Source organism: Klebsiella sp. PL-2018 (genome assembly GCF_019048985.1).
Taxonomy (GTDB): domain Bacteria; phylum Pseudomonadota; class Gammaproteobacteria; order Enterobacterales; family Enterobacteriaceae; genus Klebsiella; species Klebsiella michiganensis.
In genome coordinates this window covers 4,703,594-4,728,178 of the sequence record NZ_CP077673.1, presented here as the reverse complement: position 1 = coordinate 4,728,178, position 24,585 = coordinate 4,703,594, and the positions used below count along the sequence as shown (strand labels likewise).

At 60.7% G+C, this 24,585-nt stretch carries 28 protein-coding genes, 1 pseudogene and 1 riboswitch; of the genes and pseudogenes, 15 read left to right on the top strand and 14 right to left on the bottom strand.

The genetic code is table 11. The annotated features are described in order from the left end of the window. Window position 1: 1 nt before the first annotated feature. The 14 genes from pduP to pduA are packed head-to-tail and all read right to left on the bottom strand — an operon-like array spanning window position 2 to window position 10,775. Window positions 2-1,393: a CoA-acylating propionaldehyde dehydrogenase PduP gene (gene pduP / locus MKleb_RS22190; protein ID WP_025107425.1), complete on the bottom strand. Its 1,392-nt coding sequence runs from the start codon at window positions 1,391-1,393 to the stop codon at window positions 2-4. Then, a complete protein-coding gene (pduO, locus tag MKleb_RS22185; RefSeq protein ID WP_025107426.1) occupies window positions 1,390-2,400 on the bottom strand; it encodes a two-domain cob(I)yrinic acid a,c-diamide adenosyltransferase PduO in 1,011 nt (336 codons plus the stop codon). Before pduO ends, pduP begins: the two co-directional genes overlap by 4 nt. Window positions 2,401-2,409: 9 nt before the next feature. Beyond that, a complete protein-coding gene (gene pduN, locus MKleb_RS22180; RefSeq protein ID WP_004133641.1) occupies window positions 2,410-2,685 on the bottom strand; it encodes a propanediol utilization microcompartment protein PduN in 276 nt (91 codons plus the stop codon). A gap of 3 nt (window positions 2,686-2,688) precedes the next feature. Next, window positions 2,689-3,180 (bottom strand): microcompartment protein PduM, encoded by a 492-nt coding sequence (pduM, locus tag MKleb_RS22175; RefSeq protein WP_025107427.1) that lies wholly within the window; start codon window positions 3,178-3,180, stop codon window positions 2,689-2,691. Further along, on the bottom strand, window positions 3,177-3,809 hold the full coding sequence (locus MKleb_RS22170; RefSeq protein ID WP_014226641.1) for a phosphate propanoyltransferase: 633 nt from the start codon (window positions 3,807-3,809) through the stop codon (window positions 3,177-3,179). The genes pduM and MKleb_RS22170 overlap by 4 nt, the downstream gene beginning before the upstream one ends. Further along, window positions 3,809-4,291, bottom strand: a complete 483-nt coding sequence (locus MKleb_RS22165; protein ID WP_086073861.1) for a BMC domain-containing protein — start codon at window positions 4,289-4,291, stop codon at window positions 3,809-3,811. The genes MKleb_RS22170 and MKleb_RS22165 overlap by 1 nt, the downstream gene beginning before the upstream one ends. Window positions 4,292-4,294: 3 nt before the next feature. Continuing rightward, window positions 4,295-4,570, bottom strand: coding sequence for a propanediol utilization microcompartment protein PduJ (gene pduJ, locus MKleb_RS22160; protein ID WP_004853788.1), 276 nt, complete (start codon window positions 4,568-4,570; stop codon window positions 4,295-4,297). After that, on the bottom strand, window positions 4,563-4,940 hold the full coding sequence (pduH, locus tag MKleb_RS22155; RefSeq protein WP_025107428.1) for a propanediol dehydratase reactivase beta subunit PduH: 378 nt from the start codon (window positions 4,938-4,940) through the stop codon (window positions 4,563-4,565). The genes pduJ and pduH overlap by 8 nt, the downstream gene beginning before the upstream one ends. Next, window positions 4,930-6,762: a propanediol dehydratase reactivase alpha subunit PduG gene (gene pduG / locus MKleb_RS22150; protein ID WP_025107429.1), complete on the bottom strand. Its 1,833-nt coding sequence runs from the start codon at window positions 6,760-6,762 to the stop codon at window positions 4,930-4,932. Before pduG ends, pduH begins: the two co-directional genes overlap by 11 nt. Before the next feature lie 15 nt (window positions 6,763-6,777). Further along, window positions 6,778-7,299, bottom strand: coding sequence for a propanediol dehydratase small subunit PduE (gene pduE / locus MKleb_RS22145; RefSeq protein WP_004133648.1), 522 nt, complete (start codon window positions 7,297-7,299; stop codon window positions 6,778-6,780). Between the two features lie 14 nt (window positions 7,300-7,313). Next, window positions 7,314-7,988, bottom strand: coding sequence for a propanediol dehydratase medium subunit PduD (gene pduD / locus MKleb_RS22140; RefSeq protein WP_004853784.1), 675 nt, complete (start codon window positions 7,986-7,988; stop codon window positions 7,314-7,316). A 10-nt stretch (window positions 7,989-7,998) separates the two neighbouring features. Continuing rightward, window positions 7,999-9,663, bottom strand: a complete 1,665-nt coding sequence (gene pduC, locus MKleb_RS22135; protein ID WP_217076192.1) for a propanediol dehydratase large subunit PduC — start codon at window positions 9,661-9,663, stop codon at window positions 7,999-8,001. Between the two features lie 18 nt (window positions 9,664-9,681). Beyond that, window positions 9,682-10,494: a propanediol utilization microcompartment protein PduB gene (pduB, locus tag MKleb_RS22130; protein ID WP_004205485.1), complete on the bottom strand. Its 813-nt coding sequence runs from the start codon at window positions 10,492-10,494 to the stop codon at window positions 9,682-9,684. Further along, complete coding sequence (pduA, locus tag MKleb_RS22125; RefSeq protein WP_001183618.1) at window positions 10,491-10,775, bottom strand: propanediol utilization microcompartment protein PduA; 285 nt, start codon at window positions 10,773-10,775, stop codon at window positions 10,491-10,493. Before pduA ends, pduB begins: the two co-directional genes overlap by 4 nt. A 523-nt stretch (window positions 10,776-11,298) precedes the next feature. Here pduA and pduF point away from each other — a divergent pair. The 15 genes and pseudogenes from pduF (at window position 11,299) to cbiM (ending at window position 24,585) form a co-directional block, all read left to right on the top strand. Beyond that, entirely contained in the window at window positions 11,299-12,099 is an 801-nt protein-coding gene (gene pduF, locus MKleb_RS22120) for a propanediol diffusion facilitator PduF (RefSeq protein WP_004105118.1), read from the top strand. A gap of 188 nt (window positions 12,100-12,287) precedes the next feature. After that, window positions 12,288-13,199 carry a transcriptional regulator PocR gene (gene pocR / locus MKleb_RS22115; RefSeq protein WP_025107430.1) on the top strand — a complete coding sequence of 304 codons (912 nt, stop codon included), beginning with the start codon at window positions 12,288-12,290 and terminating at the stop codon, window positions 13,197-13,199. Between the two features lie 300 nt (window positions 13,200-13,499). Further along, a riboswitch (cobalamin riboswitch) is annotated at window positions 13,500-13,668 on the top strand. A gap of 87 nt (window positions 13,669-13,755) precedes the next feature. Further along, entirely contained in the window at window positions 13,756-15,135 is a 1,380-nt protein-coding gene (locus tag MKleb_RS22110; RefSeq protein WP_025107431.1) for a cobyrinate a,c-diamide synthase, read from the top strand. After that, on the top strand, window positions 15,132-16,091 hold the full coding sequence (gene cbiB / locus MKleb_RS22105) for an adenosylcobinamide-phosphate synthase CbiB (protein WP_025107432.1): 960 nt from the start codon (window positions 15,132-15,134) through the stop codon (window positions 16,089-16,091). Before MKleb_RS22110 ends, cbiB begins: the two co-directional genes overlap by 4 nt. 10 nt (window positions 16,092-16,101) lie before the next feature. Continuing rightward, a complete protein-coding gene (locus tag MKleb_RS22100) occupies window positions 16,102-16,734 on the top strand; it encodes a cobalt-precorrin-8 methylmutase (RefSeq protein ID WP_004133657.1) in 633 nt (210 codons plus the stop codon). After that, a pseudogene (cbiD, locus tag MKleb_RS22095) lies at window positions 16,731-17,869 on the top strand (cobalt-precorrin-5B (C(1))-methyltransferase CbiD). The gene MKleb_RS22100 and the pseudogene cbiD overlap by 4 nt, the downstream one beginning before the upstream one ends. Continuing rightward, entirely contained in the window at window positions 17,863-18,468 is a 606-nt protein-coding gene (locus tag MKleb_RS22090; protein ID WP_025107434.1) for a cobalt-precorrin-7 (C(5))-methyltransferase, read from the top strand. The pseudogene cbiD and the gene MKleb_RS22090 overlap by 7 nt, the downstream one beginning before the upstream one ends. Beyond that, on the top strand, window positions 18,458-19,027 hold the full coding sequence (locus tag MKleb_RS22085; protein WP_025107435.1) for a decarboxylating cobalt-precorrin-6B (C(15))-methyltransferase: 570 nt from the start codon (window positions 18,458-18,460) through the stop codon (window positions 19,025-19,027). The genes MKleb_RS22090 and MKleb_RS22085 overlap by 11 nt, the downstream gene beginning before the upstream one ends. Further along, window positions 19,020-19,793 (top strand): cobalt-precorrin-4 methyltransferase, encoded by a 774-nt coding sequence (locus MKleb_RS22080; RefSeq protein WP_014226631.1) that lies wholly within the window; start codon window positions 19,020-19,022, stop codon window positions 19,791-19,793. The genes MKleb_RS22085 and MKleb_RS22080 overlap by 8 nt, the downstream gene beginning before the upstream one ends. Further along, entirely contained in the window at window positions 19,774-20,829 is a 1,056-nt protein-coding gene (cbiG, locus tag MKleb_RS22075) for a cobalt-precorrin 5A hydrolase (protein WP_025107436.1), read from the top strand. Before MKleb_RS22080 ends, cbiG begins: the two co-directional genes overlap by 20 nt. Further along, a complete protein-coding gene (locus tag MKleb_RS22070) occupies window positions 20,829-21,554 on the top strand; it encodes a precorrin-3B C(17)-methyltransferase (protein ID WP_004105101.1) in 726 nt (241 codons plus the stop codon). The genes cbiG and MKleb_RS22070 overlap by 1 nt, the downstream gene beginning before the upstream one ends. Next, window positions 21,551-22,336, top strand: a complete 786-nt coding sequence (locus MKleb_RS22065; protein WP_025107437.1) for a cobalt-precorrin-6A reductase — start codon at window positions 21,551-21,553, stop codon at window positions 22,334-22,336. The genes MKleb_RS22070 and MKleb_RS22065 overlap by 4 nt, the downstream gene beginning before the upstream one ends. 10 nt (window positions 22,337-22,346) lie before the next feature. Then, complete coding sequence (cbiK, locus tag MKleb_RS22060) at window positions 22,347-23,141, top strand: sirohydrochlorin cobaltochelatase (RefSeq protein WP_025107438.1); 795 nt, start codon at window positions 22,347-22,349, stop codon at window positions 23,139-23,141. After that, on the top strand, window positions 23,138-23,851 hold the full coding sequence (locus tag MKleb_RS22055) for a cobalt-factor II C(20)-methyltransferase (protein WP_014839398.1): 714 nt from the start codon (window positions 23,138-23,140) through the stop codon (window positions 23,849-23,851). Before cbiK ends, MKleb_RS22055 begins: the two co-directional genes overlap by 4 nt. Further along, a complete protein-coding gene (gene cbiM / locus MKleb_RS22050; RefSeq protein WP_004124457.1) occupies window positions 23,848-24,585 on the top strand; it encodes a cobalt ECF transporter S component CbiM in 738 nt (245 codons plus the stop codon). Before MKleb_RS22055 ends, cbiM begins: the two co-directional genes overlap by 4 nt.

Genomic DNA, 24,585 nt, shown 5'->3' with positions numbered 1-24,585 from the left:
GTTAGCGAATGGAAAAGCCGTTGGTCAGCACGCAGCGACGGGAGCGGGCAAAGGTGCGCGCCGAGGTTGTCCCTTCACCGGTCGGCGTGGCGATAGTAAAGGTGGTAAAGCCTTCGCCGCCGACGCCAATCCCGGCATAAGAGGGGCCGTTCTTGACGAATATCGAGGTTTGCAGAGTGCGGGCCGCGAGGTTCAGGCGCGACACGTTCTGCGAGTGCATAATGGCGGTATGATGCAGCCCCTCTTCAACCTTCAGCGCCAGCGCCAGCGCGCTATCGAAATCGCTGACTTTCACCACTGGCAGCATCGGCATCAGCTGCTCGCTGGTGACCCACGGATCGTCGGCGTTAACCAGCGCTATCAGCAGACGCGGCGCTTTCGCCGGAACGGCGATGCCGGCCGCTTCCAGCATGGCCGATGGGCTTTTGCCGACCAGTTTTTTATTCGCCTGGCCTTCAGGCAGGCAGGCGGCGCGGAGTTTATCGGTATCGGCAGGGCTCAGCAGCAGCGCGCCGAAGGTTTGCATTTGCTGCACCAGACGTTCGGCGACGCTCTCCACCACAATCAGGCTCTTCTCGGCAATGCAGGGCAGGTTGTAATCGAACGAGGCGCCGTTGATGATATCTTCCGCCGCTTTGACCAGATCCGCCGTTTCATCGACGATGCAGGGCGGATTGCCCGCGCCGGCGCCGATCACTTTCTTACCACTCTTCATGCCCATCGCCACAATGCCGGGGCCGCCGGTAATAGCGAGGACCGCAATGCGCGGATGGGCCATCATCTGCTGGGTGGCTTCAAACGTCGGTTCCGCCACGGTGACCACCAGATTGCGGATGCCGCAGCAGCGGAAGGCAATCTCTTCAATCATGCTAATCAGCTTCAGAGAGACCTTTTTTGCTCCCGGATGCGGGCTGAAATAGACGCTGTTGCCCGCAGCCAGCATGCTGATGCTGTTGTTGATGATGGTTTCCGTCGGGTTGGTGCTCGGCGCGACCGACCCGATAACGCCAAACGGCGAATACTCAAACAGCACCATGCCGCCGTCGCCGGTCAGCGCGGTGGTGGTGAGATCTTCCACGCCCGGCGTGTTGTCCAGCGCAGCCTTGTTTTTCAGTAGCTTATCTTCTTTGTTGCCCATCCCCGTTTCATTGGCGCTCTCTTCCGCCAGCGCGGCCAGCTGCGGCGTCAGCTCCTGACGCATTGCGCTGATGATGGCGCTGCGGGTTTTCAGCGGGCACTGCTGATAACGTAAGAACGCCTGGTGCGCGGCGTCGATAGCCTCGCTGACGGACTGAAAAATCCCTTTGCCCTGCGGCTGCTCCGGCGTTTGCCCCGGGGTTAACTGTTCGCTAAGAATGGTGCGAATAAGGGTTTCGAGTTCGGAAGTATTCATTGATGAGTTCCCACGTTAATGGCCGCGATGGCGGCCAGTGCTATGTCCATGTCCTGCTCAACGCTGCCGCCGCTGATGCCAAGACCCCCGATTAATAAGCCGTCGCGCCACAGGGTGTAACCGCCGCCAAAGGTGACCACTTTTCCCTGTAAGTGCGTTTCGAGGCCATAAAGCGCGGCGCCCGGCTGAACGGCGTCGCTCAGCTCATGGGTCGCCGTTTTCATCGCCACCGCGGTCCAGGCCTTTTTCGGCGCCAGCTCGCTGCTGACCAGCAGAGCGTCCGGCATCCGCCAGGTCACGGTTTCGGTGCCGTGCGCGTCAACGATGCTGATCACCACCGGCACCTTTAGCTGCTGCGCGCGCTCAACGGCGGCGCGGGTGAGCTGGTGCAGATCGTGGAATGAGAGGGCCACGGGCGTCGTCTCCTTGCTGCGGCTCGGCTGGCTGGCGGCCAGATAGCGCCGGCTCACTTCGCGGATGATGTTGTTCTGGTGAGCATCGCTATCTTCCGCGCGCGCCAGGGCGTACAGGCAGTCTGATAAGCGATTGATGTAGCGCATCAGCACCTGGCGCACGTTGACTTCCGCCGCCAGCTCAACCAGCCGGCGTTCGGCCCGGCGGGCCAGCGTGCGGGCAAAATGCAGGCGGCTCGCGGCTTCGCAGCGGCCGGGTAAAATAAAGCTGTGCAGCGGTTCGACGCGGGCCATGGCCCGATCGATAGCGGCTTCCAGAGCGGAAATCTCTTCGCTGCTGATGTAGCGCTGTTTCGGCGACGGCCGTTCGCTGTCGCTGGCCAGTTCTGCGCTAAACCAGAAAATTTGCTGCTGGATAGCTTCGAGCAGGGCGCGGTGGTGTTCATCCGCGGCGGTGCAGGCGCACAGGCTCAGCGCGGCGTTCAGTTCATCCAGCGTGCCGTAGGCTTCAACCCGCGGGTGGGTTTTGCTCACCCGCTGGCCGGTAAAGAGTGAGGTGGTGCCAGCGTCGCCCGTTCGGGTATAAATCGCCATAGTCGCTCCTTAACGTGAAAGCGTATCGACAATGCCGACAACGGCGAGGTCGATGGCCTCGTTTGGCCCGGAAAAAACGTGCCTGGCGCTGGAACCGCCGCTGAGCAGCACCAGCTCGCCAACCCCCGCGCCGACGGAATCCACGGCGACTTCATCGCCGGAGGTCGGCGAGGCGGGGAGCTCGCCATCGGCGCTGACCCGCCGCACCAGCAGCAGCTTTTTGCCGACCAGGGAAGGCGATTTTTGCGTGGAGACAACCGCGCCTGTGACTCGTGCCAGATGCATGATTTACTCCTGCTTAATGAGTTCAATATTCCGCGCCTGCGCCGCGTCGCGCGCCAGCGCGGTCACGAGGCATTTGCGGTGGATAACCAGGCGCCCCTGGCCCAGCGGCGCGACGTCGCGATAGCTCAGCACCGAACCCGCGTGCAGGATCAGCGGCACTCCGCGCTCGTCGGTGAAGTTCACCGGCAGGCGGGCCAGTTTTTTAACCGGGATAACCGGCAGCAGCTGGCGGTGCAGGGTGAGCTGTACGCGGAGGCCAAAAGCCAGCGCGTCGTGAATGTTGCGGGCCGCGGGATCGTCGGTTTCCGCCTCCGTCAGCTGGCCCAGCAGGGGCAGGTCGACGAGCAGAATGCGCAGCGACGCGTGCTGGCAGAACAGACTCCGGCAGTCGGCATCGCGCAATTGCGCCACGCTCAGCGTCGCCGTGCTATGGGCGCGACGCTGCAGCCGGGAGACAATCTCCTCCACGATGCGCTGCAGAACTTCGCCGTTCATCGCGGGCCTACCAGCCGGGCAAAGACCTGCGGGTTATCGGCGCCGGCGGCGTTGGCTTCATCGGTATCGATGTGCATTTCGAGGCGCATATCCGGCGAAACGCGAACCGCCACGTTGTTGAAGATCAGCCCGCGCGCGTCGCCTTCAATGGCCACCGAAACTCTGTCGCCGTGGGCGACCCGCAGGATCAGCGCATCGAGCGGCGACATATGAATATGCCGCTGCGCGACGATAACCCCTGACGCCAGCTCCAGCTCGCCAAAAGGGCTGACCAGGCGGATGCCCGGCGTCCCTTTCAGATCGCCGGACATCCTCAGCGGCGCCGCAACCCCCAGGGTTCGGGCATCGGTACGCGAGATTTCCACCTGGCTTACCGAGCGCAGCGGACCGAGCAGGCGCACATTTTTAAGCTGCCCCTTCGGCCCCACCAGGGTGACGGTTTGCTCCGCGGCGTACTGTCCCGGCTGCAGCAGCGCCTTTTTCTCGCTGATGGGATGGCCGGGGAACAGGCGTTCGTAATCCGCCGCCGACAGGTGGATATGACGATTTGAAACCCCCAGCGGGATGGGGCGTAGCCGCATCTCGTCGAGAACTTTGCTGACCGTTGATTCCAGAAGCTGTTTATCCATTACGCTTCACCTCGCTTGCCGGGATGAATGCAAAGCGAGCGCGGCTCACCCTTCTGGCGTGGACATTTTGGATCGAGGCACAGGTTGCAGCTGACCACGCCGTGTTGCTGGGGAAGCTCTTCTGCTGGCGCTGGTGAAACGACATCTGCCGTCCCTGACGCTTCAGGCTCAGGTTGCATGACGGAGGGCGGGGGAGCCTCCGCGCGCAGGATCCCTTCTCCGGGCCTGGCGATGACTTTGTGGGCCACCAGGCCGTTTCGCTGCTCGGCAAACTGTGCGCCGGTGGTGATGGCCGCCTGCACGGAGGCCACATCACCGGTAATTTTAATCACCGTCCAGCCTGAACCATTGGTCTTTTCGAGGGCGACCAGCGTGATAGAAGCGGATTTCGCCATGATATCGGCGCAGCTGATAGCCAGTGCCAGACCACAAACTTCAAGTAATCCCAGTGATTGCTTCACGCGGTGCTCCTTATTCGCCATCAATCAGGCTGATTTCGGTAAAATGGCCTCAACGTCGCTGTGCGGACGCGGGATCACGTGGCAGGATTTCACCTCGCCCACCGCGCTCGCCGCCGCGCTGCCCGCGTCTACCGCCGCTTTGACCGCGCCGACGTCGCCGCGCACCATCACGGTGACGAGGCCCGAGCCAATTTTTTCGTAGCCGACCAGCTGCACGTTGGCGGATTTCACCATCGCATCGGCGGCCTCAATGGCGCCCACTAACCCTTTTGTTTCAACCAGTCCCAGTGCGTTATTCATCCTGCTGTTCTCCTGTTGCTTCGCTATTCAGATCCCGGAAAGGGATCCCTTTGACCAGCCGTGCCGCGTTATTACCGGTGTTGCGATGGGCCTGACTGTCCTGATGATGCATCAGCGTAAAAAGCGGCGCCGATGCGGGTAAATTCTTGTAGTGCACGACCAGCGTATGGCGGTCGCAGGCGATGCCCACCAGCAGCGGCGAGCTGCGCGCCGCCTGCCAGGCGCTGTCCACGACCTCTCCGGCCGGGTGATGCTGGAGCCGGAAAGGGATACCTTCCTCTTCGATACCCAGCAGCACTTCTCGCCACAGGCCGTCGCAGCCGTCGATGACGGCGATCGCGATGGCCGGGGCGCTGTAATTACCGTTCATGCGCAAACTCCTTATGCCAGGAGAGAATCAGGCCGGTGGCCACCGCGTTTCGGGGGCCCTCGCTGCCGCGAATATTTCCCCGTCCGGCAACCAGGCGGTAGTGCGCCAGCGCATCGGTGACCAGCTGCGGGACTTCGAAATCCAGCGACGAACCGCCGACCAGCACCACGAACGGAATATCGCGAATGTTGCCGGTGGGGCTGACCTGACGCAGCGCGCGCAGGGCGTTGGTGACAAAGACCCGCTCTTTGGCGCTGCGGCGAATGGCGCGTACTTTTTCCAGCGCTAAATCGCCGGGCAGCGGCACCAGTTCGTCCGCTTTCACCACGCAGACGCGGGCGAACACGGCGGGCGGCAGCGGCGTGGAGAAGAACTGCACGCTGCCGTCCTCGTGGCGTAAATGGAACAGGCTTTCCACCTTAGCCAGCGGGTACTTCTTGATCTCTTCCGCCAGATAGCGGTCTTCCAGCCCCAGCTCGCGGGCAATAATCATCGTCACCATGTCGCCTGCGCCGGCGAGGTGGGTGGCGATGATGTCGCCTTTGGGGTTGATGATGGAGGCATCGGTGGAGCCCGCGCCGAGGTCGAGGATCGCCAGCGGTCGGGTGGTGCCCGGCGTGGTCAGCGCCCCCAGGATGGCGGCTTCGGCCTCTGCGCCGCCGATCTGCACGTCGATATTGAGCTTCTGCTCGATTTCGCGGGCGATCATTGCCATCTGCAGGCGATCCGATTTCACCATCGAGGCGATGCCCACGGCCTGCTCCAGCGAGAACTCCCCGGCCAGACCGCCGGTGACGCTCACCGGTACCGAGGTATCAACGGCCAGCAGGTCCTGAATAAATATTTCGCTGCTCGGCTTGTTGGTCAGCTCGGCCATGGTCTGGCGCACGTGTTCCAGCATGCCGCCGATATTGGTTCCCGACTCGCCGGAGACGTTATCGAGCCTGCCGCAGCCGTCGACCGCTTTCATGATGGCTTCGGCGCCGGCGGCAACGTCTACGCGTACGCTACGGCCCTGGGCCAGCAGCTCAAGATTACCGGCGGGTATCGCGCGCGCTTTGACGTCGCCGGATGGCGTTTTGACCACCACGGCGGAACGGTTGCCAATCAGCGCCCGGGCCATCGGGACGATGTTTTTCGTCTCCTCGGGGCTGAGGTTAAAGACGGTGGCGATGCCGTAAGGGTTAGAGAGGGTTTCGATGACCTTCCCCGGTACGGCGACCTCAATCGCCGCCAGCATCCCCAGCGGAATGCGGTCGATGTACAGCACTTCGTCAACGATCGGCAGCGGTTTTTCCAGCCGGTTGCTGACTAGCACGCCATCGTCGCGCTGTAAAATGACGCCGGTAATCTGATACCCGGCGCGCAGGGAAGCGTTAATCACGCTGGCGATATCGGCAAAATCGAACGCCGACGATACCACCAGGATATAGGGCGCGTCCGCCGGGCGGGTTAGCAGCTCCTGCGGCGTAATGGTGATGCCTGTGCCAAGCCCCGCGCCGCCGGGCGTTTTCGGGTTATGGCCGATCATGGTCGATTCGGTGATGATGGTTTCGGTAATGGTTTCCATCGCCACATCGCCAATCACCGGCGTCGCTTCGTTGATGCGGATGAGCGAAATATCGCTGACGGCGATCCCGGCGCCTCTGGCGACGAGGGCGAGCGCCTCCTGAATCCCGAACACGTTACGCAACGTGCCTTTGATTCCGGTGGTTTCCGCCAGCGCGCTGTGGGTGATCGTCAGCGCGCCAGCCTCATCCAGGGTCGCCAGGGCGACTTCCGTCGATGAGTTGCCGATATCAATGCCAGCTATATATCGCATCACATACCCCTGTAATTAATCGTCGCCTTTGAGTTTTTTACGCTCGACGTACAGCGTGGCCGCTTCGCGAACGAAAGCGGCGCAAATCTTCGCCTGATAGCGGCTTTCGAGATCGTCGGCGATCGCCAGCAGCTCCTCTTTCGTCGAGCGATAGGGGCGGAGGGCGTTGTAGATTTCAAGAATGCGATCGTCCGGTACCGCGGTCAGCTCGGCGGCGCGCTCGAAGTTCATCGCCAGCCGGTCGCGGCCCGCGTCTTTGGCAATAGAAGCCTGTAAGCGCAGGGTTTCCGGGGTAATACGCATATCCTGGGCGGTGACTTTATTGCTCAGCACGTTTTCCAGCGTAAAGTCGTCCAGCGTTTTATTGGTGGCGGTTTTCACCCATTCCGGGTGCTTGTTCGCCAGCGGGTAGTCGCTGACCCTGGCGCTACGGGACGCGCCGCCAGCCGCCGGAGCCGCCGCAGGCGCCTCGCCCTGCAGGCTGTTCATGCGGCTCAATACGTCGCGTACCATCGATTCAATTGCGTCGGTATTCATGGAGTTATCCTTTATCAAAGCGCCACGCGCAGTTCCTGCGGGTTTTTGCCCGTCACCACGTACTTGGTCTCTTTAATGTGCAAAATGGCCGATTTCGCCTGGTACTTCGGCCGCGCCATCTGGTCATTCAGCGTCGGGACCGGCTGCGGCGATTCGCGTTTCGCATAGCGGGCGGCGTTTTTGCCGATCTGGCGATAGGTTTCCAGGGTCAGCAGCGGCGCCTGCGGGAACAGCTCCAGGTTAGAGAGCGGCGGCAGCCCCTGCTGGTGGATCACCGTGGTGCCTTTCGACTGGATGCCGATAGAGATGCCGGAGCCGCTCAGGCGATTGCCTTCAACGGCGACGAAGGCCACGTCGGAGGATTTAAAGCAGCGAATCACGCGCGCCTTAATGCCTTCTTCTTCAATACCGGCAATGACTTCGCGCAAAATGCTCTTATGCGGGATGCCGACGATATTAACGGTCTGCGCCAGGCCGAAAGCCGGGCCGACGGCGATAATCACTTCGTCCTGCTGGGTGCCCTGACGCGCTTCGCCCACTTCCGTCAGGAAGCCGTCGCCGGCGGGCGGCGTGGCCTGGGGCGCCGCGGAGGCCGCCGGCGCATTAAACGAGACCGGTTTATCGCTGCCCTTCATCTCGCTGAGCACGTCTTCAATTATCTGGCGCAGCAATTTTTCATTAATTTCCATTTCTCACCCCTTAATCAATCTCGTTGGGATCAAGAGCGCCAGGGATGTTTTTAATCTCTTCCCAGCGTTCGCCCTGCAGGCGATAGCCCGTTGCCGGACCGGCATAGTCGTTGACGTCGTTGACGGCCGACAGCACCTGCCCGTCGCCGACGATAATCGCGGAGGTATGCAGGTAGTCCCCGGTCAGCTTGGCTTTCTGGATGTTGAGCATGTCCTGGGCCACGTCGGTGAATCCGCCCTGCGCCAGCGCTTTCACCACTTCCAGACCGTTGCGGTTTTTATTGATGATTTCCTGGGCGAACTTGATGTCTTCGACGATGTTGCGCTCCGGCATATCTTTCGAACCGTGGGCGTAGGTCGCGGCTTCAACTTCTTCATCGGTAATCGGCGGCAGCCCCATTCCGGCAAACACGGCCTGCAGTGCGCGGGCGGCTTTGTTACGGATGGCGATGACGTCCTCTTCGCGAACCGGACGCAAACCGCCGTCCACCTTCAGGTCGCGCTGGATGACGTTGTAGTCGTCAAAGTCTTCGGCATCTTCGTTGGAGCCGGCGAACATGTTGTCGTAGTTCGGCACCGCGGAATAACCGGAGGAGATAAAGTCGGTGCCCGGCAGGAACTGCATCAGCAGGCGCGCGGTACGACGCATATCGGAGTGGGTGAAGGTCTGGTCGTTACTGGAGGCGCACTCCAGATCCAGCGACGAACAGATCAGGTTTTCCGCCAGCACCGCGCGAATGCCGGAAGGCACCGCAGACGGCACGCCGATGCAGCTGACGGAACCGTTTTGCAGACCCTGTACGCCCGCGGCTTTGGTGATGTAGATGCAGCGCGCTTCCAGATAAAGCATGGATTTGCCTTCGGCGTAGCCCATCTGCACTTCCGAGCCGGAGCCGGAGGTAAAGCGCATTTTCAGCCCGCGAGAGGCGTAGGACGAGGCGAGGAAGCCCTTCGACCACGGCGTGTCGTCGCCGTCGGTAAAGACCGGCTCGGTGCCGTAGACGGAGATGGTTTCGGCGTAGCAGGTGTGGCCCAGCATGCCGAGCTTCAGCTCGGTGGCTTCTTCCAGCGAGCACTGCGTCAGCACGCCCGGACGGCCTACCTGCGAGCCCACCAGCAGCGCGATGGCGTTGAACGGCGCATAGCGCGCTACCGCAACGGTGGTTTCCTGTTCGTCAAATCCGCGCCATGCCCCTTCGGCGGCGTCGGCGGCAATCTGTACCGGGTTATCTTTGACGTTGGTGACGTGCGCCTGCTGGGACGGGGTGCGGCGGGCGCGCATTTTCTGCATCGCCATCATCATCTCGACGACGTTCATATGCGAAACCACTTCGACAATTTTCGCCGGCGTCATCGCGGTGGTCAGCGGGACGATTTCGCTGCGTTTAACGTTCGGATCGCACAGCATGTTGGCCAGCTTGACCGAATCCATCGCCATCACTTCTTCGGCGCGGTTCAGGTTGATACCGTAGCGGGCGATAAAGTGGTCGATCAGGTCAAAATCGCTTACCGGTTTCCCGTCCAGCTCGGTCACCGCGCCGTTAACGATTTGAATCGACGGTTTCGGGTCGTTCGGGCTTTCCATCGCGATAAAGCCTTCTTCGATCCACTCCTTAACGAAGCCGTCCTGATTCACAGGGCGTTTCGCCAGTGCTTCAAATCTTTTCGATCTCATGAATCAGCCTCGTGGGTATCAGATGTAGGACGGGCGATCGTTTTTCGGTTCAGCACCGAGGGTCGCAAGGACGGTTTTGCCGATTTCGCGCGCGGAGGTGACCGCCTGGCGGACCGCGCCGGAGTCGCCGGAAATCACCAGAATGGCTTCGTTACTGAAGCTGGTGCCGTGCGCCGGAGAGCTATAGGCCACGACTTCCACGTTGGCTGACTTCAGGGCGGTATCGGCCATCAGCACGCCCACGGAGGCCGGTGCGCCGACGATGATGCCGCAGGCCCGGCCAATCGGCGCGCCGAAGGCTTTTTCCAGCGCGTAGCTGGCGCGAGCGGTGTACTGCAGCTCGATATGCCCGGCTTCGTTGCCGTAAACATCGCCAAAGGTGCGGTCGAGCTCTTTCAGCGCGACTTCGATACCGCGCTTAACGTCGGAAACGTCGTTACCGCCCAAAATAATCAGCGAACCGTGGCCCGCTCCGCCTTTGGTATCGCGCGGCAGCTCAATGCTGACCACTTCGGTATTGGTGGCTTTCACCGCTTCGTCCGCCGCCATAATGTGCGGGCCTGCGCCGGTGCGGGCGCCGAGAATGCCGATGGAGCGATAGCGCTTTTCAAGCTTCATCGCATCCAGCAGGGCGGTATCGACGTTGGCGATAACCAGACCCAGGGTGTCGCCAATGGCGGTCCCGACAAATTCCGTTAAACTGCAGCTTTTTTCTGCCATAGCCGTCTCTCGTATTGGATGGTTTTCAGTAGGGATGGCCTGCTGTTCCGGCGTTGCCACGCGGGCAATCACCTGAGCCATGATCTGTTCCACCAGCTCATTGCTGCTCATTGGCTAATTCCCTTCGGTAAGATTTTTTCTACATCGGTGTGGGGGCGTGGGATGACGTGTACGGCTTTCACTTCACCCACGTTACGTGCGGCGGCGGCTCCCGCATCGGTGGCCGCTTTTACCGCGCCAACGTCGCCGCGTACGATGACGGTCACCAGTCCGGAGCCAATCTTTTCGTAGCCCACTAACATCACATTGGCTGACTTAACCATTGCATCAGCGGCCTCTATGGCTGCGGTTAAGCCTTTGGTTTCTACCATTCCTAGTGCTTCTTGTTGCATAAAGACCTCGCATGGAGTGTTCCGATAGTTGGGACTATAAGAAGATGCGAGGAAAAAGAATGGCTGACTTGAATTTGATGGTGAAAATATAGTGGGTATTGAATAATATAAAATTGCCAAATTTAAATTTAATCTATTGATTTTAATTGTTATTTTTATTTGTTGTTATGTGATTATCTTGTTTTGTATATTCCATATTTACAAATTTGTTCATGACGAATTTAATTTTATCTGCTATGCGAGAAAAACTGATTTGTGATGTTTGTTGGAAAACGATGAGTTGGTTTTAGCAATATTTTTGCATGTCATGGCGATGGCGTAATTGCGAAATCCGCGCGTGAGCAATGCTATTCTGAGTTATTCAATGACAATAATTTGTTATTGATGCCCGAATTTTCCGGGGCCGCCGTCAGCAGGTTGCCAACAATTTGCGGAGCGGAGTTCATATAGTGGGCCCGTTGTACTCTACTGCCAGCAGGAGGTTGGCTGGTCAGGACACGAACTCTGCTAAGAAGGTGTCACCATGAATGATTCGTTAAAAGCGCAATGTACCGCCGAGTTTCTGGGCACCGGGCTGTTTTTGTTTTTCGGCATCGGCTGCCTGAGCGCGTTAAAGGTGGCGGGAGCCAGCCTCGGACTGTGGGAGATATGCATTATCTGGGGTCTGGGGATCTCGCTTGCCGTCTATCTGACGTCGGGAATATCCGGCGGCCATCTCAACCCGGCGGTGACCGTTGCGTTATGGCTATTTGCCTGTTTTCCTGGGCGCAAAGTCTTCCCCTATATTGTCTCCCAGGTCGCGGGCGCCTTCGGCGGCGCGGTGCTGGCCTATGTGCTGTACAGCACTATGTTTACCGAGTTTGAATCCGCCCACCATATCGCTCGCGGCAGCGTTGAGAGCCTGCAGCTGGCGAGTATTTTCAGCACCTACCCGGCGGCGTCGCTGAGCATCTGGCATGCGGCGCTGGTCGAAGTGGTGATCACCTCCATGCTGATGGGGATGATTATGGCGCTGACCGACGACGGCAACGGCGTGCCGAAAGGGCCGCTGGCCCCGCTGCTGATTGGCCTGCTGGTGGCGGTGATTGGCGCGTCAACCGGGCCGCTGACCGGCTTTGCGATGAATCCGGCGCGTGATTTTGGGCCGAAGCTGTTTACGTGGATGGCGGGCTGGGGCGATATCGCGATGACCGGCGGAAGGGATATTCCGTACTTTATTGTGCCGATTATTGCGCCGCTGATCGGCGCCTGCCTCGGCGCGGCCATCTATCGTTATCTGATAGGAAATAACTTACCGTGTAATACCTGTAAATTAGAGGATTAATGCATCCGCTGAAATAGCGAAAAATTTTCATGAACCGGTATCACGAACTGGCCAAAAACGTCTCCCACGGATGGGAGACTTTTGCTATCGTAATATTCTTTTATCGTTGGCGGTAAATGATGATGAAAGGAAGTGAATATTAAAGAAATGTTTTATTTATAACAAAAAATTAACTGAGAGGTTTTATCATGATTTCTGCGAGCACACTGAACTCAGAACTCATTAATAAAATCGCACAGGATTTTGCGCAGGCCACCAGTCTGGCGGTTGTGGTTGTCAATATTCACGGTGATGAAATATCTGAACTGTTTAACTTCACCCCTTTCTGCCAGCTGATGCGCCAGCACCCTCAGCACAGCACCCGCTGCCGGATGAGCGACCGCTGCGGCGGCCTCGAGGCGTCAAAAACCGATCAGCTCTGTATCTACCGCTGCCACGCCGGGTTAACTGATTTTTCCATTCCTCTGGTTATCGCCGGGCACCTTGTGGGCTTCGTGCTATGCGGGCAGGTGCGCTTAAGCAACGATGTAGAACTGGTGGATATCCTCAACGTGGACGACGGCTGGCAGGCGGACCCCGAGCTGCTCAACGCGTTCCGCGACGTGCCGGAGATGGACTACTCCAGAGTGATTGCCTCCGCGGATTTACTGAAGCTGATCGTCGAGAACTGCCTGAAAAAGCAGCTCAACTTTGTGGTGATTAAAGATAATCCCCAGCAGCCGGAACCCACGCGCGCCAGCCGGGTCGCCAGCCCTCACGACAGCAAAATGAAGAAAGCGCTGCGCTACATTGACGCCCATTTATCCGATGAGCTTCGCCTGGAAGACGTCGCCGCCCACGTTTATCTCAGCCCCTATTACTTCAGTAAGCTATTTAAAAAATATCAGGGTATCGGTTTTAACGCGTGGGTGAACCATCAGCGGATGGTGAGCGCCAAAGAGCTGCTTTGCCACAGCGACTGGAGCATCGCCAGCATTGCGCGGAATTTAGGATTTTCGCAAACCAGCTATTTTTGCAAAGTTTTTCGCCAGGCTTATCAGGTCACTCCGCAGGCCTATCGCCAGCAAATTAACGCCAGATCACAAACTGAGTCATTTTAAATGACAATATTTTGTTATTGCCGATTTTTGATATGCCCTTGTATCTGGCTCATTCTAAAATGAAAATATCTCATTCAGAGCAATAAATTGTCATAGCGCAACAAAATAATAATGAGAGAACGATAAGCTGCACCAGTTTTTATTTATTTGATGGGATAGAGTGATATCTGAAATGGCTTTCAGCGCGCCATCGGCGTAATGAAACGGCCTTGGTAATTAAAAATTAAACACGACGGGAGCCATCCAGCTTCCGTAAGATATTCCGGAAATCATGCGAGCCGGGCAGTCCCGCTCGAATCATGACGGACTAAACCGACAGGCGCCAGGGAAGGGGGTGTGAATCCCCCGCAGCCCCCGCTGCTGTGATGCTGACGAACCCATATTTAGCCACTGATCTGCTTAGCGGATTGGGAAGGATGGGAGAGGACGACGCTAAGCCAGAAGACCTGCCTGTCGGTAACAATCAACAACTTCGGTGGGAAGTGGGTTGCTCAGATGCGTACAGTCGAAAGACTGGGAATGCACGCAGCCCTACCACCCGGCACAGGATCGGGGTATGGCAGCCAGGCAGCACGCATTTATTCTCGCAGGTACCGGCAGCGGTTGTGGTAAAACCACCGTTACGCTTGGTCTGCTCAGCCTGTTGAAGCAGCGCGGTATGCGGGTTCAGCCCTGCAAAGTCGGCCCGGACTACCTCGATACCGGCTGGCACACCGCCGTCAGCGGCGTCGCTTCCCGCAACCTCGACAGCTTTATGCTCCCGGAACCGGTGCTCAATGCGCTGTTTTGCGAACGGATGCAGCAGGCGGATATCGCGGTCATTGAGGGCGTGATGGGGCTGTATGACGGCTTCGGTACCGACCCTGGCTACTGCAGCACCGCCGCGATGGCTAAACAGCTCGGCTGTCCGGTCATTTTGCTGGTAGATGGCAAAGCGGTTTCCACCTCTATCGCCGCCACGGTGATGGGATTTCAACACTTCGACCCCAGCCTGAATATCGCCGGCGTTATCGTCAATCGCGTCAACAGCGAATCCCATTATCAGCTTCTCAAAGGCGCCATTGAACGCTATTGCGGGCTGCCGGTGCTCGGCTACGTACCGCGCGTGGAAGGGGTGGCGTTACCCGAACGCCATCTGGGGCTGGTCACCGCCCGCGAGTCGCTGGTCAATCAGCAGCCGTGGCGCGATTTTGCCCAAACGCTGGCGCAAACGCTGGATATTGAACGGCTCCTGGCTCTTAGCCAGCTCACCGCCCTACCCGCCGGGGAGTGGCCCCCGCTGCCGTCGCCCGACGCCGGCGCGGGCCTGACGCTGGCGCTGGCCGACGACGAAGCCTTCAACTTTTACTACCCGGATAACCTTACGCTGCTTGAACGCTGCGGGGTGAATATCGTGCGCTTCAGTCCGCTGCGCGATAGCGAGCTTCCGCCGTGCCAGATGATTTGGCTCGGCGGCGGCTATCCGGAAATTCATGCCGCCGGGCTGGCGGCCAATACGTCGATGCTGGCGCAGCTGCGGGAGGCGCACCGGCGCGGGGTGGCGATTTACGCCGAGTGCGGCGGTTTGATGTATCTCGGCAGCACCCTTGAAGACGCCAGCGGCGACATCTATCCGATGGCCAATCTGATTCCCGGCCACAGCAAGATGGGCAAACGGCTTACCCGCTTTGGCTACTGCGAGGCGCGGGCGATGCGGCAAACGCTGCTGGCGGCGCCCGGCGAAACCCTGCGCGGGCATGAGTTTCACTACTCGGATTTTACCCCTGAGATCCCGGCGGTCCTGGCCTGCCGCAAAGTCCGCGACGGTATGACCCTTCAGCAGTGGTCGGGCGGCTGGCAGGTGGGCAACACGTTCGCCAGCTATCTGCACCTGCACTTTGCGCAGCGTCCCATCATGCTTAACCACTGGCTGGCTGCGGCAAGGAGCGCGCTATGACGCTGCTGGCATGGGGCGTTGCCTGGCTCCTCGATTTTATCATCGGCGATCCGCAGAGCTGGCCGCATCCGGTGCGCTGGATAGGCAACCTGATCGCCGCCGTTCAGCGCGACGTGCGCCGCTATTGCCGCAGCGATGTCGCCCTGCGCGTCGGCGGCGCCGTGATGTGGCTGGTGGTGGTCGGGCTAACGTGGAGCGTCTGCTGGGGCGTGCTGACGCTGGCGCGGACGATTCATCCGTGGCTTGGCTGGCTGGTTGAGGTATGGATGATTTTCACCGTGCTGGCCGGACGCTGCCTGGCGCAGTCGGCGCGGGACGTCGAGCGCCCGCTGCGCGCGGGGGATCTGGCGGAGAGCCGTATCAAGCTGTCGTGGATCGTCGGGCGCGACACGTCGCAGCTTGCGCCGCAGCAGATTAATCGCGCGGTGGTGGAAACCGTCGCGGAGAACACCGTCGACGGCATTATTGCGCCGCTCTTCTTTCTGCTGCTGGGCGGCGCGCCGCTGGCGATGGCCTATAAAGCGGTCAACACCCTGGATTCGATGGTCGGCTATAAGCACGAAAAATATCGGGCCATCGGCATGGTCAGCGCCCGCCTCGATGATGTCGCCAACTTTATCCCCGCCCGCCTGAGCTGGCTGCTTATCAGCCTCGCCGCTCTCCTCTGCGGTGAAGCGGGCGGCCGCGCGCTGCGCATCGGCTGGCGCGACCGCTACAACCACAGCAGCCCGAACTGCGGCTGGTCGGAAGCGGCGGTCGCCGGGGCGCTCGGCATCCGGCTTGGCGGCCCTAACGATTACTTTGGACAGCGCGTGGAGAAGCCGTGGATCGGCGACGCGACGCGCGATATTTCCGTAGACGATATTTCCCGAACGATTCGACTGATGTGGGTGTCTTCGACCCTGGCGCTGGCGCTGTTTATGGCGGTCCGGTACTGGCTGGTCGGCGCTGCCTGAGGACAAATGAATGCACTATATCCAGCAACCGCAGGCGATTGAGGCGAAAAGCTTCGACATTATTGGCGATATTATTGCGCAGACCCGCCCGGACTACCGCTTTGCCAGCCCGCTGCACGAAGCCATTATCAAGCGGGTGATCCACACCACCGCTGATTTTGACTGGCTGGATATCCTGTGGTTTTCACCCGACGTGCTTCCGCGCTTGAGCGCCGCCCTGAGCCAGCCCTGCACGCTTTATACCGATACCACCATGGCCCTGTCCGGGATCAATAAAACCCTGCTGGCGAAATTCGGCGGCGAGTGCCGCTGCTATATCAGCGATCCGCGGGTGGTGGCGGAGGCCAAAGCGCAGGGGATGACCCGCTCGATGGCGGCGGTTGATATCGCGGTCGCCGAAGAGGGCGAGAAGGTGTTTGTTTTCGGCAATGCGCCCACCGCGCTGTTTCGTCTGCTGGAGCATGACGTCGCGGTCAACGGCGTGATTGGCGTGCCGGTCGGTTTCGTCGGCGCGGCGGAGTCGAAAGAGGCCCTGACGCAGAGCGGCCTGCCGGGCATCGCCGCGCTGGGTCGTAAAGGCGGCAGCAACGTCGCCGCCGCCATCGTCAACGCCATTTTGTACCACTTACAGGGGGCGCGATGAGCGAGCAATCCTTTGACGCCCCGGTATGGCACAACGGCAAGGCGCTGCGCAAAGGCTATACCACCGGATCATGCGCACGGCGGCAGCAAAGGTCGCGGCGCTGATGGTGATGCGTCAGCATCTGATTCATCAGGTCTCCATTGTCACCCCTTCCGGCGTCACTCTGTGCCTTAACGTCGAGTCGCCGCACGTTGAAGGGCAGCAGGCGATCGCCGCCATCCGTAAAGACGGCGGCGATGATGTTGACGCCACCCACGGGATGCTGATTTTCGCCCGCGTGACGCTCGACGATTCCGGCGAGATTACCCTGCGCGGCGGCGAAGGCGTCGGCACGGTCACCCGCAAAGGGATCGGCCTGCCCATCGGCAGCCCGGCGATTAACCGCACCCCGCGCCACACCATCGAGTCGGCGGTGCGCGAAGCGATTGGCCCGTCGCGCGGGGCGACGGTAGAGATTTTCGCCCCGGAAGGCGAGGCGCGGGCGCAGAAAACCTATAACTCGCGGCTGGGGATTCTGGGCGGCATCTCGATTATCGGCACCACCGGTATCGTGACGCCGATGTCGGAGGAGAGCTGGAAGCGTTCGCTATCGCTGGAGCTGGAAATTAAGCGCGCGGCGGGGCTGGAGCGGGTAGTGCTGGTGCCGGGCAACCACGGCGAGCGCTTCGTACGCGAGCAGATGGGCATCGACTCGCAGGTGGTGGTCACCATGAGCAACTTCGTCGGCTACATGATTGAAGAGGCCGTGCGCCTGGGGTTCCGCCAGATCGTGCTGATTGGCCATCCCGGCAAGCTGATTAAAGTCGCCGCCGGGATCTTCCACACCCACAGCCATATCGCCGATGCGCGGATGGAAACCCTGGTCGCGCATCTGGCGCTGCTGGGCGCGCCGCTGGCGCTGCTGCAGCTGGTGAGCGAATGCGATACCACCGAAGCGGCGATGGAGCACATCGACGCGTACGGTTTTCAGCATATCTATCACCATCTTGCCGAACGCATCTGCCTGCGGGTGATGCAGATGCTGCGCTTTACTAAAACGCCGCCCGTCTGCGACGCCATCATGTTCTCCTTTGATAACAAGGTCCTCGGCAGCAATCGCCCGATCGCCGAGATTGCGCGGGAGATGGCATGTTAACGGTCGTCGGCATGGGCCCGTCAGGCCTGCATCTGATGACGCCGGCGGCGCGGGACGCGGTCGCCAGCGCGGACGCGCTGGTGGGCGGCAAGCGGCATTTACAGCAGTTCCCTGAGTTTGACGGCGAACGGTTTGCGCTGGGCGCCAATATTGCCGAACTGCTGGTATGGCTCGGCGAACGCGAAGCGCAGAAGGTGGTGGTGCTGGCCTCCGGCGACCCGCTGTTTTACGGCATCGGTACGCGGCTGATCGCCCACTTTGGCATCGAGCGCGTGCGCATTATCCCCGGCATCAGCGCGGTGCAGTATCTCTGCGCGAAGGCCGGTATCGATATGAACGATATCTGGCTGACCAGCAGCCACGGGCGGGACGTCTGTTTTGATGAGCTGGCTCGCCAGCGCAAGGTGGCGATGGTGACCGACGGGCGCTGCGGGCCGCGGGAAATCGCCGCCCAGCTGGCGGCGCGGGGTAAAGGGTATCGCTGGATGGTGATTGGCGAAAATCTGGCGATGGATAACGAGCGGATCCGCTGGCTACCGGTCAGTGAGGTCGACGGCGAATATGAGATGAACGCGGTGGTGATCCTCGATGAAAGATGAGCTTTTTCTGCGCGGCGAGAAGGTGCCGATGACCAAAGAGGCGGTTCGCGCGCTGGCGCTGGCCAAACTTGAGCTACACCGGGCAAGCCACCTGATTGATATCGGCGCCGGTACCGGCAGCGTGTCGATTGAGGCGGCGCTGCAGTACCCCTCGCTGCAGGTAACGGCGGTCGAACGCAATCCCGCGGCCCTGCAGCTGCTGGACGAAAACCGCCAGCATTTCGCCTGCGGCAACATTGAGATCCTGCCCGGCGAAGCGCCGATGGTGATCACCGAGCGGGCCGACGCCATTTTTATGGGCGGCAGCGGCGGCCGCCTCGACGAGCTCATTGACTGGTCGTGGCAGCAGCTCTACCCCGGCGGTCGCCTGGTGATGACCTTTATCCTGCAGGAGAACCTGAACGCCGCTCTCGACTATCTGCGGCAGCGGGGAATTACGCAGATTGATTGCCTGCAGCTGAACGTTTCATCGCTGACCGCGCTGGGCAGCGGCCACTATTTCAAACCGAATAATCCCGTTTTTGTTATCGCCTGTCAGAAGGAAGAAAACCATGGCTGAGACATTTGACCCCCGTTGTGTGTGGTTCGTTGGCGCAGGGCCGGGCGACCGTGAGCTGATTACCCTCAAGGGCTACCGCTTGCTCCAGCAGGCCCAGGTGGTGATCTACGCCGGGTCGCTGATAAACACCGCGCTGCTGGAGTACTGTCCGCCCGGCGCCGAGTGTCACGACAGCGCCGAACTGCATCTGGCGCAAATTCTCGACCTGATGGAAGCCGGCGTTAAAGCCGGGAAAACGGTGGTGCGTTTACAGACCGGGGACGTGTCGCTGTACGGCTCTGTCCGCGAGCAGGGCGAAGAGCTAACCAAACGCGGCATCGACTGGCAGGTGGTGCCGGGCGTCAGCGCGTTTCTGGGCGCCGCGGCGGAGCTTGGCGTCGAATACACCGTCCCGGAAGTCTCCCAGAGCCTGATTATTACCCGCCTCGAAGGGCGCACGCCGGTGCCGGAGCGCGAGCAGCTTGAGTCGTTTGCCAGCCACCAGACCTCGATGGCGATTTACCTTTCCGTACAGCGCATTCACCGGGTGGCGGAGCGCCTGATGGAAGGCGGCTACCCGGCAACCACGCCGGTGGCGGTGATCTACAAAGCGACCTGGCCGGAAAGCCAGACCGTACGCGGTACCCTGGCTGATATCGGCGACAAGGTGCGCGAGGCGGGGATCCGCAAAACGGCGCTCATTCTGGTCGGGAATTTCCTGGGCTCTGAGTATCACTACTCAAAACTCTACGCGGCGGACTTTAGCCATGAATACCGTAAAGCCTGAATCAATCGCGCTTTTCTGCCTGACCCCTGGCGGCGTGCGGCTGGCGAAACGGCTGGCGGCGATGCTGCCGTTAACCTGCTTTACCAGCGAGAAGCTGCTGGAAGAGGGGTTTCTCCCCTTTGAAAACGGTTTTGCCAGCGCCGCGCGCGAGGCCTTCAGCAGCTATTCGGCGCTGATTTTCATCGGCGCCACCGGGATCGCGGTACGCGTACTGGCCCCGCTGGTGAATGACAAGTTCAGCGACCCGGCGGTGGTGGTGATTGACGAGCGCGGCCAGCACGTTATTAGCCTGCTTTCCGGCCACGCGGGGGGCGCGAATGCCCTCAGCCGCTATCTGGCCGGGATGCTCGGCGCCGACCCGGTGATCACCACCGCCACCGACGTCAACGAGATGGCGGCGCTGGATACCCTGGCATTCCAGCTTAATGCCCGGATGAGCGATTTCCGCGCGGCGGTGAAAACCGTCAACCAGATGCTGGTCAGCCAGCAGCGCGTCGGCCTGTGGTGGGACGACGAGCTGGATGAAGACGTCAGCCGCTGCGACCGGCGGGGATTTATCACCGTGACCGATCTGCACCAGCTTCCCGAGCTGGACGCGCTGGTCTGCGTCACGCTGCGCAACGAGCTGCCGGCCATCGCCGTGCTGCACTGGAAGCTGGTGCCGCAGCGGGTGGTCGCCGGAATTGGCTGCCGTCGCGATACGCCATTCCCGCTGTTAGCAGCGCTGCTGGCGCGCCAGCTTGAGGCGCAGCGCCTGGATCCGCTGGCGCTGAAAGCCATCGGCAGCGTGACGCTGAAGAAGCACGAGCAGGGGCTGATTCAGCTGGCCTCCTGCTGTCGCGTACCGTTCGAAACCTTTCCCGCTGATGCGCTGCGCGAGCATGAGCACCATTTCCCCGCCTCATCGTTCGTCAGAAAAACCGTCGGCGTGGGGAGCGTATCCGGCCCGGCGGCCTGGCTGCTGAGCCATGGGCAACTGTTGGGCGAAACCCTGCGCGAACAGGGCGTCACTATCACTTTGGGAGTTTCACACTGATGTTAAGCGTAATCGGAATCGGCCCTGGCTCGCAGTCCATGATGACCATGGAAGCCATTGAAGCGCTGCAGGCGGCGGAAATCGTCGTTGGCTATAAAACCTACACGCACCTGGTGAAAGCCTTTACCGGCGATAAGCAGGTGATCAAAACCGGGATGTGCAAAGAGATTGAGCGCTGCCAGGCGGCGATTGAGCTGGCGCAGGCCGGGCATAACGTGGCGCTGATCAGCAGCGGCGACGCCGGTATTTACGGCATGGCCGGACTGGTGCTTGAGCTGGTCAGCAAGCAGAAGCTGGATGTGGAAGTCCGCCTGATCCCGGGGATGACCGCCAGCATCGCCGCCGCCTCGCTGCTGGGCGCGCCGCTGATGCACGACTTCTGCCATATCAGCCTCAGCGACCTGCTGACACCGTGGCCGGTGATTGAAAAGCGTATTGTCGCCGCCGGGGAAGCCGACTTCGTGATCTGTTTTTACAATCCGCGCAGCCGCGGCCGCGAGGGCCATCTGGCGCGCGCCTTTGAGCTGCTGTCGGCCAGCAAAAGCGCGCAGACTCCGGTGGGGGTCGTGAAGTCCGCCGGACGTAAAAAACAGGAGAAATGGCTGACCACCCTGGGGGAGATGGATTTTGCACCGGTCGATATGACCAGCCTGGTGATCGTTGGCAACAAAGCGACGTATATCCAGGATGGCCTGATGATCACCCCACGAGGCTACGTGCTGTGAGCCACGGCGAGGTGCTGGTGATGGGCGGAACCAGCGACGCGCGGGCGCTGTGCCAGCAGCTTGACGCGGCGCAGGTTAAATACACCCTGTCGGTGGCGACGCCCACCGGCCAGCAGCTGGCGGGAGACATTCGCGGCCAGGTGCGCTGCGGGCGTCTCGAGCTGGAGGAGATGATCGCCTGGCTGAAGGCTAACCGGACCCGCTGGGTGATCGATGCTTCGCACCCCTATGCCGAAGCGGTGAGCCGCAATATCGTCCGGGCCTGCGAAACCGCCGGCGTGCTGCTGAGCCGCTATCAGCGCCCTGAACAGCTGAGCGGCCTGACGCATCCGCTGCTCTATACCGTGGAGAGCATTGAACAGGCCTGCGAGGTGGCGCGGCGCTTCGGCCAGCGCGTGCTGCTCACCACCGGAAGCAAAGATCTGGCGCGCTGGCGGGCGGGATTAGGCGAAAAAACGCTGCTGGCCCGGGTGTTGCCGGTCGCCGATGTCATCGCCCAGTGCGCCGGACTGGGGTTCGGCGTTGGCGAGATCTTCGCCCTGTGCGGGCCGTTCAGCGCCGAGTTCAACGCCGCTTTCTACCGCCAGTGCCGGGCCGATGTGGTGATCACTAAGGCCTCCGGCGCCGAAGGCGGCTATCAGGAAAAAGTACAACCCTGTCTGGATGCCGGTATCCCCTGCATCGTGATTACGCGCCCGGCACCGCTGGTGACCGGTGAAGAATTACTGGAAAGTCAGGCTGCCTTTGCCCGGCGCTTAGCGCGCTGGCTGGCCGCTGCTTAAGGAGTCCGAAATGAAAAAAGCGCTTCTGGTGGTCAGTTTTGGCACCAGCTATCCCGACACCTGTGAAAAGAATATCGTCGCCTGCGAGCGCGAGCTGGCGGCCAGCTGCCCGGACCGCGACACCTTTCGCGCCTTCACCTCCGGGATGATTATCCGCAAGCTCAAGCAGCGCGACGGTATCGAGATTGATACGCCGCTGCAGGCGTTGCAGAAGCTGGCCGAGCAGGGCTACCAGGATGTGGCGATTCAGTCGCTGCACATTATCAACGGCGATGAATATGAAAAGATCGTCCGTGAAGTGCAAAGCCTGCGCCCGCTGTTCCTCCGCCTGACGCTGGGGGCGCCGCTGCTGAGCAGCCATAATGATTATGTCCAGCTGATGCAGGCGCTGCGCCAGCAGATGCCGCCGATTGCCGCCGATGAAACGGTGGTCTTTATGGGCCACGGCGCCAGCCATCACGCTTTCGCCGCCTACGCCTGTCTGGACCATATGATGACGGCGAAGGGGTTTCCGGCGCGGGTCGGCGCGGTCGAGAGCTATCCGGAAGTCGATATTCTTATCGACAGCCTGCGCCGGCAGGGGGTGAAGGGCGTGCACCTGATGCCGCTGATGCTGGTGGCCGGCGATCACGCCATTAACGATATGGCCTCGGACGAAGAGGACTCCTGGAAAACGCTGTTCAACGCCGCCGGTATCACGGCGACGCCGTGGCTGAACGGGCTGGGAGAGAATCCGGCGGTGCGCGCAATGTTCGTCGCTCACCTGCAGCAGGCGCTGAGCCTGGCGATGGAGGAGGCGGCATGAGCGGCAAACTGTATGCCCTGAGTACCGGCCCTGGCGCCGCTGACCTGATCACCGTGCGCGCGGCGCGGGTGCTGGGCAAGCTGGACATTCTCTACGCGCCCGCCGGACGTAAAGGCGGCGACAGCCTCGCGCTCTCCATCGTGCGGGAGTATATCGGCGAACGGACCGAAGTGCGCTGCTGCCATTTCCCGATGAGCGCCGACAGCGCGGAAAAAGAGGCGGTATGGGATGAGGTCGCCGCCGCGCTGGTGCAGGAAGTGGAGGCGGGCAAGCAGGTCGGGTTTATTACCCTCGGCGACGCCATGCTGTTCAGCACCTGGGTGTTCTTACTCCAGCGTATCGGCAGCCCGGAGTGGCTGGAGATTGTTCCCGGCGTCACCTCTTTCGCCGCCATTGCCGCGCGTTCGCAAACGCCGCTGGCCATGGAGCAGCAGTCGCTGGCGGTGATCTCCTGCACCGCGCCGGAAACGGAAATCGAGCAGGCGCTGCGCCAGCATGAAAGCCTGGTGCTGATGAAAGTGTACGGGCGGTTTCCCCGCATCAAAGCGCTGCTGGCGAAAAACGGTCTGCTGGATGCCGCGCTGATGATGTCCGAAGCCACGCTGCCGGGCGAGCAGTGCTGGCGCCATCTCCGTGACGTCAGCGACGACCAGCCGCTGCCCTATTTCTCGACCATTCTGGTCAATAAACAGTGGGAGTATGCAGAATGAAACTTGAACAACAGCTAAAACAGCTGTCTTTCAGCGGGTTAGCCGCGGCGCTATTGCTGATAGTGGTACCCGAAAAGGCTTTCGCGATGCACATTATGGAGGGGTTTTTACCGCCGATGTGGGCCCTGGCATGGTGGCTGCTGTTTTTACCCTGCCTGTGGTACGGGCTGGTGCGCCTGCGCCGTATCGTGCAGGAAGATAACAACCAGAAGGTGCTGCTGGCGCTGTGCGGGGCGTTTATTTTTGTCCTCTCGGCGCTGAAAATTCCTTCCGTGACCGGCAGCTGTTCGCACCCGACCGGCGTCGGCCTGGCGGTGATTCTCTTCGGGCCTGGCGTGGTGGCGATCCTTGGCGCCATCGTGCTGCTGTTCCAGGCGCTGCTGCTGGCGCACGGTGGGCTGACGACGCTCGGCGCGAACGGGATGTCGATGGCGGTAATCGGGCCGGTGGTCGGCTATATGGTGTGGAAAATGGCCTGCCGCGCGGGCATTCGCCGCGATGTCGGGGTGTTTCTCTGCGCGATGCTGGCGGATCTGGTGACCTACTTTGTCACCTCCGTACAGCTCGGCGTGGCCTTCCCGGATCCGACCGCCGGCGCGACCGGATCGATCGTCAAGTTTATGGGGATCTTCTGCCTGACCCAGATCCCGATCGCCATTGCTGAAGGACTGTTAACCGTCATGATCTACGACCAGTTGACCAAACGTCAGCTGATTACCGCACAGGGGCATTAA